Raw genomic sequence first — 16,649 nt, 5'->3', positions numbered from 1 at the left:
CGATTTGTTGTTGATATGATTGGTGTAGATAATGATTATTCTTTATTTAAAGTCCTTTAAAATAAATCGAAGATCTTCTTTTTCTTTTTCTGAAATTTTTCGCCAGATGAAGCCTTCTTTTAGGGTGTTTCCTTTCAATTGAGGGAAAATTCCGGCATTTAAATCTTCCTGAATAAATTGAGGTGAAATTGCAGGTAATGGCGTATCAAAGCTAAAGGGATATTTCTCCACGACATTAAATTTTAAGTTACCGATTTGATGGGTTTTGTATTTATATAATTCAAAGTGAGAAGGTTTGTAAAACTGATTTTCAGTAAAACCTGTCAGGAAATTTCCCAGTTTAAAACTTGGTAAAAGATCCTTCACCATTGAAGGGAATGATAAAAACCCAGCGAAAAATAAGGATAGAACTGAAAAAATTAGTATTGAAATTTTCTTGGTCAATAATTTATTAAACAAAACAAAGAAAATCACAAAAAACACATCCAAAAAAAATCGGTATTGGGCGGAAAATAGTAGAACCAAGATACTTTTAATCAAGATTGAAATGAAAAGAATCCAAATCAATTTCGAATTTTTCTTTAATGAATAGATAAAGAAAACCAAAAGGCTTAATACAAATAACAGGTGAATTTTACCTTTGATTCCAGAAAGGAAAAGCCAATTTTTAATATAATCGAAACCTGAAAACTTTTGAATCTCCGCAAATTGATACTGCATATCATAAGTTTTCATGATCGCAATTTCCGAGGAATTCTGTAATAATTGAGGATTTGGTTTCCAGGATAATCCTAAATCTAAAAATTGTACTGGGAAAACAGGAAATCCGAAAGTCCAGATGTTTTTAAATATGAACAAGATCAGTACGAAAATTCCTAGAAAAATGAATTTAAAATTGCTCTTTAAAACTAATAAACTGTAGGAAAAAGCGAAAATCGGTAACCACGTGATAGTGGGTTTTATCGCAAAAACGAACATGGAAAGTGCAAAAAGCAATGCGCAGTTTTTGTTGAAATTAATTATTTCATTGAGGATGATCAGGGAGAATGCGATCACCGGCAGATCGGGACTTGGCGATTGGGACAGCAAAAATAATACTGGCAGAAATAGTAAATGAATCCACGATTTTTTTTCTAAAATATAAATTAAATAAACGATTAAAACCAGCACATTAATCCTTAAAAAAGGATCAGCAAAATTTGAGAAACCCGCCTGTAAAATATGCCAAACCGACATTTGACCCAACAAGAGGTCGAGATTTGAAATTCCCTGCACCAAACCAACTTCAGAAATCCATTTCACCGTCGGAACGTAGTACCCAAAGTGATCTAATATAAAAGGGTAAAAGGAACCGAAAAAGATAATGATGAAAGAGAGTAGAGGGAAAAGCCTTTTGTTCTCGGCGATAAAACTCCAAAATTGGTTATAGATCTTAAAATAAAAAAAGAAAAATAATCCTAAAATAATAAAAGTACCTTCTACAAAGATATTGAGCGGAATGAAGAAAGCGAGAACTGAATAGACGATTGAGATGGAAAAAATACCCATGATTGAATTGATCGCAATTCCCTCTGATAAATTTCCAGATATTTTGCTGAAAAATTGACCAAACCCGCTGAAAACAGGAAGTAAAATCACGAGCATAAAGAAGATAGAGACCATAAAAAAAGATTGCTTAAAAATAAGCAATCTTTTTTTTATATTATTTGAGAATAATTAATTTCTTGGTTTAACCCGACCGTCTTTTCGATCGCCGGCTCTACCGATGGTATAACCTGTTGCGCCACCTACGACACCACCGATTACCGCACCTAGACCACGGTTGTTTTTGCTGATGATTGCACCTGCAGCGGCTCCACCTACCGTTCCAATAATGGTTCCTTTTGCAGCTTTACTCATTCCTCTGTTCTGCTGAGTAGTTCCTTGCGATGTTCCTCCAGAATTACCATTGTTTGAACCGGAGTTTGAATTATTTCGCGGAGTATTGTTTACATAAACTGTTCTCGTTTCTCTGATCACTTCAGGTTTTGAGGCGATTCTTGCTTTTTCTTTTTCTTCTGAAACTTTAGCAACGCTATCCGCTTTTTTCTGAGTTTCGTAAGCCATTTGCTCTTTCTCAATTGCTAATTTTTGTTTTTCAATCTCTAGTTGTCTGGATTGAAATTCTATTTTTTGCTGATCTAAAGATTTTTCAGCAACTGAATTATCTTTTGTACATGCAGTCAATAATAACATCGACATTGCACCTGAAAACAAGAAACCTTTGATAATTCTTGTCTTGTTCTGTATCGGTTTTAATTGATTGGATGATTTCATAATTTTAAATTTTAAAATATTATAGATTAACAATTATAAGTGCAACATGCCAAATACGAAACCAATGTACTGTTAAGGAAACGTTAAAAAACTTAAAATGTTTTAAAAAAAGAAGCAAGTGTCTGAAATTTAGACACTTGCTTGCTTGAGGTTCCTAGCGGATTCGAACCGCTGTAGATGGTGTTGCAGACCACTGCCTAACCACTCGGCCAAAGAACCATTTGGGTTTGCAAATATAGGAATTTTAATTTTTGGAGAAAAATTTATTTAAAGATTTTCTTTCACACCAATCAATTCCAGTTCATTTTCGAGGCTTTTTTCCTTTTCGAAACTTCTTATTCTTACAACAGCAGTGTCAGAGAAGTTGTCGTGCCATCCTTTACTTCCTATGAAAGACAGCTGGTCAAAGGGTACTGCTCTTATAAAATTTCTCTTTAGCAATTCGAGCATTGTAAGTTTGCTCCCATCAGTTTTTACCACTTTAGTTCCGGTGATCAATTTCCCTAAACTTCTGCCTTTCGTTGCAGTTTCTGCTAAAAACATAATAAATGCGTAGACTAAAAGAGTCACGATTCGATCTATTAATGGGTTCATATTTTCTAGTTCATCCGCTGATTCTTCTATATCTACTCCAAGAATAAATATTTGAGGACTCCTAAAACAGCTAATAAAACCACATGATGAGCAAAGAAAATGCAAAATCAACGAGATAATTAATAAAACGATAGATTTTTTCCGCCTTGTTGCGTTCTATAATCTGTAAAGTTCTTGCCATATTATTTATTTGATTGATCTTTTTTTTAGTACTAAATACCCTGGACAAAAAGCTTTAATTGCGCTTCTGTATCTATAATTGCTGTGATTCCGAAGGGATTAAGAAGGATTTTTGAAGGTGTCAGTTTAAAAACTCTTCCCTGCATTTTCAATCCCTTGTAATATTCTTTATTAAAGGTTTCTTCAATGCTTTTCTTTGAAGAATCTTCCAGTTCTGCAGTAGGAATTCCGTATTCGTCTTCAATCATTTTGACGATTTTTCTTTGAAACAAAAGCGTCGCCGTTTTATACAAAATATTCTTTGTTTTCAGTTTGAAATGGGTGTCGCTCAAAACAATTTTTCGTTTAAATGCATCATAGACAGGAATTCCCGAGATGTACGAAATTCCCTCAACTGTGCCTTCAGTCTTTGCTTCAATCATAATTTTTTCATTCTCGCTGGAAACCTTTATGGCTGTAATTTTAATCTTGGACTTTCCTTCCCGAAAATCAAATTCTTTGCCCAAAAATGTTTTCTCTGCAATGGCTGTAGCTTCCGTGAAAGGAATATTGGCGGTAGTTTGCAATAGAAATTTTGGTGGTAAATTTTGCAACGAATTAAAATTTGCAATCGTTTTTATTAAAGGAGAAGCGGACGGCTTTTCTCCCGAAAAGGTTTCAGAGAAAGTATCGATTCCAATTTGTGCTTCAATCTGATTTCCATAAAAAATTAATGGGGTGATGTTAATGCTTATTGGCGTAATTTTTAACCAGGTATTGTATTCTTCGGAAATGTTGAACGGCTGCGAAAACTGATTCCACGCCATAATTGCATACTTTTGAAAGTTCAATTGAGTAAGCATCATATCATCAATCGTTTTGCAAAAATCGTTTTGCTGTTTCTGCAAACTCGATTCTACGAGAGAAGTAATAGGAACTTTTATTTGACCAAAATCTAAAACAGGTTTCGTCACCCATCTAAAACCCATCGGAGTCGTTTTCGTCACCATCGTCCAGTTATTATTGAAGGTGAGTTGCGAATTAAAATACATCACGGTTTCAAACGTCGTATTTTGATAGGTGTAAAATCCAAAAGTTCCAATGCCTTTTTCTGCCCAGATTTTTAAAGGAACTTCGATAAGAAGATTTTGTTTTGTGCCGCCGACAAGTCTGATTGGACGCGTTTTCCAGACTTTCACTTTGAACTGGTCATTATTATTATCGGTAAAGGAATTGTCTTCAAAAATCAAATTTCCGACGGAGGCATTGATGATATTTCCAATTTCTGCCAAAGGAATTTTTACCGGCATCGAAATAGAAGATTTAATTTTCGGGAAATTATAGTCAGCTTCAGAAGTCATTGTTGCAGTTTGCTGAGCAAAAAGCTTCGAAATTAAAAGAAGGAGAATGAGTACTAAAAAATTTCGCATGATTATATTTTTCATTGAAACGCAAATTTGCATAAAATTTGGATAATAGATATCAATTATTTGCATCATATCTTTTTAAGGAGCTTTAAAATTTTTCGATCTTGCTTAAAGGCGTAATTTTGCATTATTAAATAACGATTTTCATATCTTACAACAATGAAAAATTTTGAAATTTCTGTGCTTGATTTAGCACCCGTCAAACAAAATAAAACAATTAACGATACTTTTAAGGACAGTTTAGAATTGGCTAAAACCGTTGAAAAACTGAATTATAAAAGATTCTGGCTTGCCGAACATCATAATATGGCAAGTATCGCAAGTTCTGCAACTTCAGTTCTGATCGGATATATCGCGAATGGAACCGAAAAAATTCGCGTGGGTTCGGGCGGAATTATGTTACCGAATCACAGTTCGCTGGTCATCGCGGAACAGTTTGGGACTTTAGAAAGTTTATTTCCGGGAAGAATTGATCTCGGAGTTGGAAGAGCGCCTGGAACAGATGGAATCACAGCGAAAGCTTTGGGAAGAAATCCGATGAATATTAACCAGCATTTCCCGCACCAAATTCAGGAATTGCAAAGATATTTCTCCGTAGAAAATGCTCGAAGTGCAGTCCGTGCAATTCCAGGTGAAGGTTGTGATATTCCGATTTATATTTTAGGTTCGAGTACTGACAGCGCCTGGCTCGCTGCGAAAATGGGTTTGCCTTATGCGTTCGCCGGACATTTTGCGCCAGATATGATGGCAACCGCTTTTGAAATTTACCGCAGTAATTATGAACCGAGTGAAAAGTTTCCGAAGCCTTATATTATTGCCTGTGTTAATGGTATTGCAGCTGAAACTGATGAGGAAGCTAAAAAATTATCCAATACGCTGTATCAAGCTTTTATTAATATTATTCGGGACGACAGAAAACCTTTTTCACCGCCGGTTGATGATATTGAGGCAGTTTGGAATCCTATGGAGAAAGCCCATGTTTTGAAAATGTTGCGCTATAGTTTTATTGGAGGTCCAACAACCATCAAAAGAAAACTGCAGGAATTTCAGGAATATTTTAATGTTGATGAATTCATGATTACTGCTCATATTTACGATCAGGCCGAGAAACTAAAATCTTATGAAATTTTTCGGAATGCTGTTGACGAACTGAATTTGGTGTCTGAAAACCAAAATATTGTTTAAATAAATAATCTTGCGTCCCGGCTTGAGTGAAGCTCTTTTTGCGCAACGAAGTGGAGGAAAAAAGCGGGAACGGAAGACGGATGAAGACGCCCAAATTAGAATTGTCGGTTGCGCTAAATCTCAGTATCTTTGCAAAAATCTAAAAGTAAAATGTCAGATATTCAACTTAATACGATTCCTGAAGCGATTGAGGATCTAAAAAACGGAAAAATAATCATCGTAGTTGATGATGAAAACCGGGAAAATGAGGGAGATTTTCTTTCTGCGGCCGAATTAACGACGCCGGAAATTATCAATTTTATGACGATTCACGGTCGTGGATTAATTTGTACGCCACTGCCAGAAAAACGTTGCGATGAGCTCGGTCTCGATATAATGGTGACACGAAGCAGTGATCCAAAAGAGACGGCCTTTACGGTTTCTGTGGATTTGTTGGGAGCCGGAGTTTCTACAGGAATTTCTGCGGGTGATAGAAGCAAAACGATTTTGGCTTTGATGGATAAAAATACGAAACCGACTGATTTTATGCGTCCCGGACATATATTTCCGTTGCGAGCAAAGAAAGGCGGCGTTCTAAAAAGAGCTGGACATACTGAAGCAGCGATCGATCTGACCAAATTAGCTGGTTTGAAAGAAGGCGGTGTTATTTGTGAAATTATGAATGATGACGGTTCAATGGCGAGACTTCCGGAGTTAGTTAAATTGGCAAGAAAACACGATCTGAAAATTGTTTCTATTGAAGATTTAATTCAGTATCAATTGCGAAAAGGCGATTTGATCGAACGTTTGGAAGAAAGAAAAGTGAAAACGCATTACGGTGAATTCGACTTTTTCGCTTTCAAGGAAACGAGTACTGATCAGATCCACTTTGCTTTAACGAAAGGAAAATGGGCGGAAAATGAACCGATTTTGGTGAGAGTTCAGGCGTCGAATTCTTATTTCGATGTTTTGAGCAGATTGACTGCAGGTGAAAAACCTTTGCTTGAAAAAGTGACGACGATGATCAATGAGGAAGGAAAAGGAGCGATTATTTTTATTAATAATGTTTCGAATTCTGAAAATACGATGCGCAAATTGCAGCAGTTTTTAGATTTCCAGGATGGTCAGGAAAAACGTCCGACTTTGGCTTCTAACTTTCATGATTATGGAATTGGAACGCAAATCTTGAAAAACTTAGGCATTAATAAATTTAGAGTGATCACTCAGAATACTGCTCAAAAACCGCTTGTTGGTGGTTATGATGTTGAGGTGACGGAAATGGTGGAATTGTAAAAGAGCCAAGTAAAAAGTTTAACGAGCCAAGTGAAAAGTGGCTTCGAATATAAAAGAAAATCCCGAATCATTAATTTGAATCGGGATTTTTTTGTTTTGAACAAGCCTTGAAATTTGAGTGATTATTTCGTCGCTTTCTTTCTATTTTGAAATTTCTTGATCCAGTTATAGAAAATTAGAAATCCAAATACAAAAATTGAAAATCTGCTTAATAAATCGCCTGCTTTGGTGTAAAAAGTAATTTTATCATAGAGATTAACTTTCGCGAAAAGGGTTGTTTTATCGCCATAAAAAGTATCTGCAACAACATCGCCTTTTGCATCAATATGTGCGGAAATTCCACTATTTGCTGCTCTTGCAATTTCACGATGGGTTTCAATCGCGCGCATTCTCGCATACGCCATCAATTGTTCGTGTCCCTGCGTTTCGCCCCACCAGGAATCGTTCGTCATAATTGCTAAGAAATTGGCGCCTTTTTTCACGTATTCGGTTACATATTCGCCGTAAATACTTTCGTAGCAAATAATCGGGGCAACTTTTCCATTATTAAAAGGGTTTGTGAAAACTTTTCTTTCTGGATCTGTTGCGAGAGAAGCCGTAGTTCCGCCCAAATTGATCATCGCATTTCCAAGAATTGGTCGAAGAATATTAATGTAAGGAAAGATTTCTACGCCCGGAACTAATTTCCCTTTGTGATACACTTCTACTTTTTGATTCGGAATAATTTGAACCGCCGAATTATAACTGTCCACAAAAATCCCCTGTGAAGTTTGATACGCCGTTTTTGATTTCTCGCTTTCAATCGGATAAAAACGGTGTGAAGAAATTCCTGTCGTAAAAACTGATTTCGGATGTTTAGATAGAAATTCTTTGATTTTATTTAAAAGCATATTCTGCTCAAAACCACTTTCCGAAATAGAACCGTAACCTGGGAGAGAAGTTTCAGGACCGATATAATAATCGATCTGCCCTTTTGAATTTTGTTCGGCTAAAGTCAATAAATCATTTAAAATAGTCAAGCTGTCTTTTGAATATTTTTCGTTGTAGGGATCTAAATCCGGTTGAAGCATTAAAACGTTAACAGAACCAATTGGTTTTTCATCGAAATTATTGTATTTCATTAAAGAGATCAGCATCGGTAAAAAAATCATTATCGCCAAAACAGAAGTGTTGATGATGAGCGATTTGCGTTTTCTACCGGCTTCCCAAATTCTTAAAGTATAAAAAATATAAACGTTAATAAGTAGGATCCAGAAACTTCCGCCGGTTGAGCCTAATGTATCGTACCACTGAATTACTTTTGGATAGTCTGCAAAAGCGTTCCCTAAATTCAACCAGGGCCAGGTAAATTCCCAACTCATGAGAAGTTTCTCAAAAACCATCCATATTGCGACGAAAAATACGAGTCCGAAATACGTTCCCTGCGCATTTTTATACCAGTGATAGCATTGAAAAATAAAGGAATATAAGAAAGCATTAAACAAAACCGGAAATACGACCGCCAGTAAAGCATGCGATCCATCTGGATTTCTCGCGCCATAAAGCCAACCGGTCGTTACAATATTCCAGATCAGAAAAGTGAGGAAAGTTAAGCCGTAAATGACTCTTCCTTTCTTTTTGATCTTTGAAAATTTAGAAATGTCGTGTTCCATGATTAGAAGAGGAACGAGGGCGAAAAATATAAAGAAGGGAATGCCGTAAGTGGGCCAGGAAATACTGAGTAAAACTGCTGAGAGTAAGGAAAGAATTATATATTTCATAGAATATTTGAACTATTGTTTAAGAGCCAAAGTTAAGCTTAATCAAATAAATGTTAGCAAATGGTGGGAATAATAAAACTGCAAATTAAAGTTTCTTCTTTTTTACCATTATGAAATTAAGATGTTCTTTCTTACAACATTCATTAAGAAAAATCAATAGATTTTTTTTCATTAGAAGGATTAAAATTTCTAGATAGATATTAAAAATTATTTTAAACACATAAGTCACATTAGTTTTAGGAAACATCTACTTTTAAAAGTACACATAAGTTACGAAAATCAAAGATTTTCAACTTTGTGTTCTAAATATTCTCAAAGAGAGAACTAATTCTAATGTGACTAATGTGTCTTACTGAACTTAAACAACATCTAAATTTCTTAAAGAACTTAATCTTAAAAAATTAAGATTGAAATTCAATTTCCACGCTTACACCGTCCATTTCGCCGGGCATTGGTGGATTTGTTTTGGTGATTCTTATTTTAATAAATGAAACTTTTGGAAATTTTAAGGATATCTTTTTTAAAATTCTTCCTGCCACGTGTTCCATTAGTTTTGACGGAATTTTCATTTCTTCATGAATGATATCGTTGATTTCTGCGTAATTGATGGTATCATTTAAATCATCGGTCCCGACCGCTTTCCAAAGATCAGCCTGAACTTCTACATTGAGAATATAGTACGTTCCGATGATTGTTTCTTCAGGAAGAACGCCATGATAAGCGTATATTTTTAGATTTTCGAGGAGTATTTTTGAGGTCATTTTTTAAAATTTGTGCTAATCATTTTTCCATTAGAATAATAAGATATACAAGAATCGCCTTTTTTATCAATGTTAAAAAGTTTTCCGTTAAGTTTCCCATTCAAGAAATTTTGACTGAAAACTACTTTTCCATCTTTTAAAAATTCATAAATTTTCTTCTTCCCGTTTTCATCAAATTCTGTTGTCGAATTTTTCTCTGCTGTCGAAAGAAATGTTTCTTCTTTTACCTTCAAATTGTTTGAATAGTATATTTTCTTGTATCGAATATCTTTATTCAGTTTTTTTTGAAAATTATAATAAAAAGATTCATTAGTAAGAAATCCATCTAGATATTCTGCTGAATAAGAAATATGACTTTTTTTAAAATCTTCCACCGTTCCTGAAAACAAATTATTATCAGAAATTTTATGTGCTAAGTTATTTTGAAAATAGATCTCATTACTACTCAATTTTTCTTGACAAAAAACTGAACAAGAAAAAATCAAATAAAAAATGATGAAAATCTTCTTCATAATTGGCGATGAATGCTCTATTTAACAGTCGTCGAAAGTTCCAGCATTGCTTCAATCGGTTTCAACGCTTCTAATCGCAATTCTTCGTCCATTAAAATTTCCGGTAATTCGTATTTCATGCAGAGATAGAGTTTTTCCAGCGTGTTTCTTTTCATATAAAAACATTCCGAGCAATTGCAGGATTCGTCGAAAACCAAAGCAGGAATCAACTTTTTATGCGGTGCGCGTTTTTGCATTTCGTGCAGAATTCCTTCTTCGGTTGCGACAATAAATTCCTGAGCATCATCTTTTTCTACAAAATTTAAAAGCGCAGAAGTAGAGCCAACAAATGCAGCCAAATCTAAAACTGATGATTCACTCTCCGGATGTGCGATGAGTTTTGCGTGCGGATTTTCTGCCAGCTGTTTTGCGATTCTTTCCATTGAAAAAGCTTCGTGAACAATACAGGTTCCATCCCAAAGAATCATGTCGCGACCTGTTTTCTTGGCTAAATATTTACCTAAATTTTTATCGGGAGCGAAAATAATCGGTCGGTCTTCTGGTAAAGCTTTAATGATGACTTCCGCGTTAGAACTCGTTACAATAATATCTGATTCAGCTTTTGTTTCTGCGTTACAGTTGATGTACGTTGCGATTAGAGCATTCGGATATTTCTCCCGCATTGCGCGCAAACCTTCGCCACTGCAGCCATCTGCTAGCGAACAACCCGCTTGAGTATCAGGAAGAACTACTTTTTTGGTCGGATTTAAAATCTTTGCTGCTTCTGCCATAAAATGAACGCCACAAAAAGCGATCATATCAGCATCGGTATCCTTTGCAGCTCTCGCCAATTGTAAAGAATCACCCAAATAATCGGCGATATCCTGAATTGCGGCAGGTTGATAATAATGCGCCAAGATCACCGCATTTTTTTCCTTTTTTAACTCCAGAATCGCTTTTACCAAATCGTCTCCCTGAGGAATGATGAGGTCATCAATTTTTAAAAATCCTCTTACTGGAAGATTGGCTTTTGCGTTATTTAAATTTTCTGTGCTCATAGCTTAAAAATATTTAGGATTCGGATGTATAAATGTATAATTAAAATCTTGAACGAAATGTGCGGAAGAAATAATTCTTTGTTTATTTTCTGTTGAAAGATCTGTGTTTTCTCCTGTTTTGATATTTAAAATTTCAGCTATCGATGGATGTTCCGGAGCGACGATATTGTAAATTTCAGATTTTATTTCGGAGTTGATAACGAGTTCTACCACCGCTAAAATATCTTCGTAATGAATATAATTGGCTTTCTTTTGAGGATTTTCCGGAATTCTGTTTTTGAACATCTTCGATAATGCCCGTTCATCGCCCATTAAACCGCCAAAGCGTAAAATAGTTGTTTGCGGAAATTTTTCTCTAACTAAATTTTCTGCGGTAAGAATATCACTTCTTAAATGGTCGGTATCTTTTTCTGTAAAAGTTCTATTTTCAGTTGGATAAATTCCGGTAGAACTGAAAAGAATGGTTTTTGGAAATTTAATTTCTAAATTTTTAAATCCTTCTAACCAACCGTCCCGGGAAATCGGCATGCTGAAAATGGCAACGTCAACATCATTTAAAAAATCGAAGTTTTCAGTCGTATTAAAATCGAGAACGTGAACTTCTGAAGCTACGTCTTTTAAAGAAGCAATTTTCTCCTCAGAAGTGGTCGTTGCAATGACTTCGTAATTTTTTTCCGTTAAATATTTGGCTAATCTTTTTCCGACCCAGCCGCAACCAATAATGGCAATTCTCATGATTTTAGGAAATTTTGAACAATTTTTGAAATGGCAAATTTTGCGTGATCCAAATCATTGTTGACCACAATTTCATCGAACTCATCTTTAAAAGCCATTTCATGAGCCGCTTTATGAACCCTTGTTTTAATGGTTTCTAAATCGTCAGTTCCGCGCGCTATCAAACGAAGTTCGAGCTCGGCAACAGAAGGAGGCATGATGAAAACCGAAAGCGCCTGATCACCGAAATATTTTTTAAGGGAAATTCCACCTTTTACATCGACGTCAAAAATTACGACTTTTCCACCTTTCCAAATGCGTTCGACTTCAGATTTCAAAGTGCCGTAATATTTATTATCATATACTTCTTCAAATTCTACAAAAGCATCTTCACCGATTTTTTCCCGAAATTTATCAGGCGAAATAAAATGATAATCAACGCCGTGAACTTCCGTTCCACGCAAATCTCTCGTGGTACAAGAAATTGAAAACTGCAACTGCGGAAAAGTATCCAGACAATATTTTACCAATGTTGTTTTTCCACTTCCAGAAGGTGCTGAGAAAATGATGACTTTGTTCATAGATCGTTGTTGGGTGTTGGATGATGGATTTTTGAAGATGGAAGAAAGATCTGGTTTTACAGTCTATTATCTATCCGTCTATTATCTTTTGATCTAATTTTATAATACATTCAACGTTTGTTCCTTAATTTTTTCCAGGTCATCTTTCATCATGACAACGAGTTTCTGAATTTCGGCGTGATTGGCTTTTGAGCCCAAAGTATTGATTTCCCGACCGATTTCCTGAGAAATAAATCCGAGTTTTTTACCATTAAAATCTTCATTGATTATGACTTCCTGATAATATTTCAAATGCTGCGTCAAACGAACTTTTTCTTCAGCAATATCTAATTTTTCAGTGTAATAAGCCATTTCTTGATAAAAACGCGTTTCATCGATCTGATCGAATTCGTTGAGTGATTTGCGGTATCTTTCCTTCACACTATCCATTCTTACTTCTTCGTAAGGTTCTACCTGAGAGAGATAGTTTTCAATTTTTTTTATGTTTCTTTCCAGTTCATCCTGTAGAATTTCGCCTTCCGTTCTGCGAAAGTTTTCAAATTTTGTGAGCGATTCATTCAAAACTTCAATTAAAAAAATCCACTCGTCTTCATTGAGTACATCCGCTTTCGAAGAAATAACATCAGGCATTCTGATGGCCATTTTCAAATATTCGAAATCTGGACCGTCGCCAGCAATTTTCTTTAATTCATTAATATAAGAAGTGACCAGATGGTGGTTGATGTTGACGTCGCTGGAATTATCTAAAGTTTCAATGTTAATGTAACAGTCTACTTTCCCGCGCAGAATTCGGTCGTTGAGCATTTTTCGGATCTCAAATTCCTTTTCTTTATATCGCAAAGGCATTTTGATGTTGAGGTCAAAAGATTTGCTGTTTAGTGATTTTACATCGATGGTCAATTTTTTACCTTCAAATACACCTTCGCTTCTTCCGAAGCCGGTCATGGATAGAATCATGGATTTTCTTTAAGCGACAAAGGTAAATATTTCAAAACTTTTAGCCTTAAAAATTTAAGATGAAAAATTTAAGCATGATTTCAGAAAAGATAATTTTATATATTTGCATTTATAATAAAGATTTAGAAATATGCTTAAATCGCTTTTCCATTGGAAAGTCTTGGTGAATGTCTTGGTTGCTGCTCTGGTTTTCACCGGGTTGGTTTGGTTAACTTTCCGTTGGTTAGAGATTCACACGAATCACGGCAAAGAGATCGCAGTACCAAATGTGATCAACAAATCGGTTCACGATGCCATTAAAATTCTGGACGATTCCGGTTTGGAATATGAAGTTGACAGTTTTAAATATGATCCCAGATATCGGCCATTCCAGGTTTTACAGATCTATCCTTCACCGGGTTCCCGTGTAAAAGACGGCCGGACCATTATTTTAAAAGTAAATCCAAAAACATACGCACAAGTTTCGGTACCAGACATTCTTGATCGGTACAAAGGATTGGCTTTCCGTCAGTTAGAACAGGTTGGACTAAAAGTAGGCGATACTATTTTTGAGCCGAGTATTCAAAGGGATGCAGTGATCAGAATGATGTATAACGGTACTGTAATTAAACCAGGTTCTCTTTTGTCGAGGTTTTCTACCATCGATTTAGTCATCGGTTCCGGACCGAAACGAAATATTGGTGTTCCGAGTTTAGTCGGTTTAACCGTACAACAAGCGAAAGCGATTATTGCTCAGAATTTATTTGAAGTAGGTTTGGTCGAATATGATGACCAAAAGAATGATGAATCCGATATTGTTTATTATCAGGATCCGGCACCATATGATGTTCGGGATCAGGGAATGCAGATCGATATTTGGGCGAGTAAGAAAACACCGGCCGAAATGGGAGCGAAAATTTCGCAGCTTAATTCTATTTACAGGATAAAAATTGATACTTCTTCAACTTACAGAAAATATGAAGAGACTGTTTACAGGGAACCAGCTCCTAGTAGAGTGGAACCATCCGTAGAAACGCCAGCTCCGGTTCCGCCTAAAAGAGAAACCGTTCAGCCTGAAGTCAAAAAGCAGGAAACTCCCAAAAAAGTGGAAGTCAAAACTAAAACCACAAATGCTGCGCCTTCAAAAACAACTCCAGCAAAACCAGTAGAAAAGCCAAAAGCCAAAAAGGTAATTGTTGAGTAGTTTTTTAATAATGATAAAATCTTAAAGCTTCAACCGAAATGTTGGAGCTTTATCTTTCAAAAAATAAAATGACCGAAGAAAGCGAAAATTTTGCCGACGAAGAATTAATTGATCAGGAATCCAATGATGCTGAATCAGAAGGGCTTTATGAGCATCTTTCGCTCAAAGTAGATCCGGGACAGGAAAAAATGAGGATTGATAAATTTCTGGTTAATTTTCGTCAGAATTCTTCCAGAAATAAAATCTCCCAAACCTGTCGCGCCGGAAATGTAGTCGTTAACGGACATCCCGTAAAGCAGAACTACCGCGTGAAACCAGGCGACGAAATTTCGGTCTTGCTGACGAAACCACCGCGGGAAAATATTATTATTCCACAAGATATTCCAATTAATATCGTTTATGAAGATGATGACGTGGTTGTTGTAGATAAAGCAGCCGGAATGGTTGTTCATCCCGGGCATGGGAATTATGATGGAACTTTGATCAACGCACTGGCTTTTCACTTCGAAAAAAACGGAATGAAATCTGACCTTGATCGCGTTGGTTTGGTTCATCGGATCGATAAAGATACTTCGGGATTATTAGTCATTGCCAAAAATGAATATGCCTTAAGTTTTCTGGCGAAACAATTTTTTGACCGAACAACGAAAAGATTATACTGGGCTTTTGTCTGGGGAAATATGGCAGACAATGAAGGAACGATCACCGGAAATATTGGGAGACATTTAAAAAACAGAATGCAGATGGCGGTTTTTCCGGAGGGCGATTTAGGGAAGCATGCAGTGACGCATTATAAAGTTCTGGAGCGTTTCCGATATATTACCTGGGTAGAATGTAAACTGGAAACGGGAAGAACGCACCAGATTCGGGCACACTTCAAACATATTGGTCACACCTTGTTTAATGATGAAAGATATGAAGGAAACCAAATTTTAAAAGGCGTAAATATGCCGAAATACAAACAGTTCATCAAAAATGTGTTCGAAGTTTTACCGCGTCATGCGCTTCACGCACATACTTTAGGATTTGTGCATCCCGTAACAAAAGAGGAAATGTATTTTGAAAGTCCAATGCCGAAAGATATGGACGAAGCTATAAATAAATGGAGAAATTATATAGAATCTTAATTCCAGTAAAAGTTTTTTTATATTTGCGGAAATTCACGCATCATTAATTATGAGAAAAATATATACGTTAATTTTCGTGGTTGTTTTTTTAGGAATCTACAAAAGCCAGGAAACACTGCCTTATTACCAACAATATTTGATTGAAGGCGACTTCCTTTTCAACCCTGCGCTTTATGGTAAAACCGACGATGTGGTGCTGAATATGAACTATCAGAAGCAGTTTTCGCAGTTTGACCAGTCTCCAAATGTGCAGTCTGTCGGAATGCATGCCAATGTTTTCGATCGGGTAGGAGCAGGTTTGTCTTTTTTCCGCGATCAAAATGGTCCTATTTCTTCCAACGGAATTTCTGCAGGAGCTTCTTATTTTATACCAATTGATGACGATGGCGAGCGAAAAAGTCAGTTTTCCTTTGGTACTAATGTGAGTTTTTACAATATGAATATCGATTTGGCGATGCTGAATCCAAAAGATCCGGGTGATCCAACGCTGGCTTCTGATACTAATTCTTTATTTTTGGTCTATGCCAATTTAGGATTGGCGATTACGTACCGAAACTTTTTTGCAGGAGTTTCTGTAAATGATATTGCCTTAACCAACGATATTCCTATTGTCAATGGAATTGAGCCAGAACCTACCAAATTTATCATCAATACCGGTTATGATTTTTATCTGAATGAGGATATATTTGTGACGCCTTCGGTATTAATGAATTTCAATACCAATTCTTCACGAATTATGGATTTAAATTTAATGGGAACTGTTTTGTCAGACAAAAATTCATTTTCCGCGGGCGCAAGTATGCGAACTTCCAGCAATCAGTTTGGCAGCCAAAACCTGGGGATTTCTCCTATCATCAAAGCTACGGTGAGTAATTTCTTTTTCGGTGCGAGTTACAATTTCGGACTTTCAGACATCCAACAATACGCCGGAAGCAGTTTCATGCTCAGTGTCGGTTACAAATTCGAAAACTTTATTAATACGAGAGGATACCGATATTAATTGCATGTTTTTGATTAGCGTGTTTTTTAATGATAAAATGATAAGTTATCGGTTGTGTTAAATA

At 35.9% G+C, this 16,649-nt stretch carries 16 protein-coding genes and 1 tRNA gene; 5 read left to right on the top strand and 12 right to left on the bottom strand.

All coding sequences use genetic code 11. From position 1 onward, the window contains the following. Nucleotides 1-42: 42 nt before the first annotated feature. The 5 genes from OA86_RS11075 to OA86_RS11055 all read right to left on the bottom strand — a co-directional run bounded on the left by OA86_RS11075 (nucleotide 43) and on the right by OA86_RS11055 (nucleotide 4,514). Nucleotides 43-1,662: an LIC_10190 family membrane protein gene (locus OA86_RS11075; protein WP_246008036.1), complete on the bottom strand. Its 1,620-nt coding sequence runs from the start codon at nucleotides 1,660-1,662 to the stop codon at nucleotides 43-45. 54 nt (nucleotides 1,663-1,716) lie between these two features. Further along, the gene (locus tag OA86_RS11070; RefSeq protein ID WP_246008037.1) at nucleotides 1,717-2,316 is read right to left on the bottom strand and encodes a YMGG-like glycine zipper-containing protein; all 600 of its coding nucleotides are present in this window, start codon (nucleotides 2,314-2,316) and stop codon (nucleotides 1,717-1,719) included. Between the two features lie 148 nt (nucleotides 2,317-2,464). Next, nucleotides 2,465-2,535: transfer RNA gene (locus OA86_RS11065), tRNA-Cys, on the bottom strand. Between the two features lie 48 nt (nucleotides 2,536-2,583). After that, entirely contained in the window at nucleotides 2,584-3,021 is a 438-nt protein-coding gene (locus OA86_RS15575; protein ID WP_260241889.1) for an RDD family protein, read from the bottom strand. A 101-nt stretch (nucleotides 3,022-3,122) separates the two neighbouring features. Continuing rightward, the gene (locus OA86_RS11055) at nucleotides 3,123-4,514 is read right to left on the bottom strand and encodes a DUF4403 family protein (protein WP_246008038.1); all 1,392 of its coding nucleotides are present in this window, start codon (nucleotides 4,512-4,514) and stop codon (nucleotides 3,123-3,125) included. Between the two features lie 141 nt (nucleotides 4,515-4,655). Between OA86_RS11055 and OA86_RS11050 the strand changes: the two genes are divergently transcribed. Both OA86_RS11050 and ribB read left to right on the top strand, forming a co-directional pair. After that, nucleotides 4,656-5,681 (top strand): LLM class flavin-dependent oxidoreductase, encoded by a 1,026-nt coding sequence (locus OA86_RS11050; RefSeq protein ID WP_039352990.1) that lies wholly within the window; start codon nucleotides 4,656-4,658, stop codon nucleotides 5,679-5,681. A gap of 150 nt (nucleotides 5,682-5,831) precedes the next feature. Beyond that, nucleotides 5,832-6,953 (top strand): 3,4-dihydroxy-2-butanone-4-phosphate synthase, encoded by a 1,122-nt coding sequence (gene ribB, locus OA86_RS11045; protein ID WP_039352987.1) that lies wholly within the window; start codon nucleotides 5,832-5,834, stop codon nucleotides 6,951-6,953. 122 nt (nucleotides 6,954-7,075) lie between these two features. Here ribB and lnt read toward each other — a convergent pair whose 3' ends face one another. The 7 genes from lnt to OA86_RS11010 all read right to left on the bottom strand — a co-directional run bounded on the left by lnt (nucleotide 7,076) and on the right by OA86_RS11010 (nucleotide 13,275). After that, entirely contained in the window at nucleotides 7,076-8,713 is a 1,638-nt protein-coding gene (gene lnt, locus OA86_RS11040) for an apolipoprotein N-acyltransferase (RefSeq protein ID WP_039352984.1), read from the bottom strand. 401 nt (nucleotides 8,714-9,114) lie between these two features. Further along, nucleotides 9,115-9,474, bottom strand: a complete 360-nt coding sequence (folB, locus tag OA86_RS11035) for a dihydroneopterin aldolase (RefSeq protein ID WP_039352982.1) — start codon at nucleotides 9,472-9,474, stop codon at nucleotides 9,115-9,117. Continuing rightward, a complete protein-coding gene (locus OA86_RS11030) occupies nucleotides 9,471-9,986 on the bottom strand; it encodes a hypothetical protein (protein WP_039352980.1) in 516 nt (171 codons plus the stop codon). The genes folB and OA86_RS11030 overlap by 4 nt, the downstream gene beginning before the upstream one ends. A gap of 17 nt (nucleotides 9,987-10,003) precedes the next feature. Next, complete coding sequence (gene nadA, locus OA86_RS11025) at nucleotides 10,004-11,023, bottom strand: quinolinate synthase NadA (protein WP_039352978.1); 1,020 nt, start codon at nucleotides 11,021-11,023, stop codon at nucleotides 10,004-10,006. Nucleotides 11,024-11,026: 3 nt separating this feature from the next. Then, nucleotides 11,027-11,758: an NAD(P)-binding domain-containing protein gene (locus OA86_RS15390; RefSeq protein WP_052257493.1), complete on the bottom strand. Its 732-nt coding sequence runs from the start codon at nucleotides 11,756-11,758 to the stop codon at nucleotides 11,027-11,029. Further along, nucleotides 11,755-12,318 (bottom strand): guanylate kinase, encoded by a 564-nt coding sequence (gene gmk, locus OA86_RS11015; protein ID WP_039352976.1) that lies wholly within the window; start codon nucleotides 12,316-12,318, stop codon nucleotides 11,755-11,757. Before gmk ends, OA86_RS15390 begins: the two co-directional genes overlap by 4 nt. Nucleotides 12,319-12,417: 99 nt before the next feature. Then, a complete protein-coding gene (locus OA86_RS11010) occupies nucleotides 12,418-13,275 on the bottom strand; it encodes a YicC family protein (protein WP_039352973.1) in 858 nt (285 codons plus the stop codon). Between the two features lie 130 nt (nucleotides 13,276-13,405). Here OA86_RS11010 and OA86_RS11005 point away from each other — a divergent pair, with 130 nt between their 5' ends. From OA86_RS11005 to OA86_RS10995, 3 genes are all read left to right on the top strand, one after another. Continuing rightward, on the top strand, nucleotides 13,406-14,458 hold the full coding sequence (locus OA86_RS11005) for a PASTA domain-containing protein (RefSeq protein WP_039352970.1): 1,053 nt from the start codon (nucleotides 13,406-13,408) through the stop codon (nucleotides 14,456-14,458). Nucleotides 14,459-14,526: 68 nt separating this feature from the next. Beyond that, nucleotides 14,527-15,585, top strand: a complete 1,059-nt coding sequence (locus OA86_RS11000) for an RluA family pseudouridine synthase (RefSeq protein WP_039353129.1) — start codon at nucleotides 14,527-14,529, stop codon at nucleotides 15,583-15,585. A 49-nt stretch (nucleotides 15,586-15,634) separates the two neighbouring features. Beyond that, nucleotides 15,635-16,585, top strand: coding sequence for a PorP/SprF family type IX secretion system membrane protein (locus OA86_RS10995; protein ID WP_039352967.1), 951 nt, complete (start codon nucleotides 15,635-15,637; stop codon nucleotides 16,583-16,585). Nucleotides 16,586-16,649: the final 64 nt, after the last annotated feature.

Origin of the sequence: Kaistella jeonii (assembly GCF_000812865.1) — a bacterium.
GTDB classification, from domain to species: domain Bacteria; phylum Bacteroidota; class Bacteroidia; order Flavobacteriales; family Weeksellaceae; genus Kaistella; species Kaistella jeonii.
This window is presented reverse-complemented; position numbering and strand designations above follow the sequence as displayed.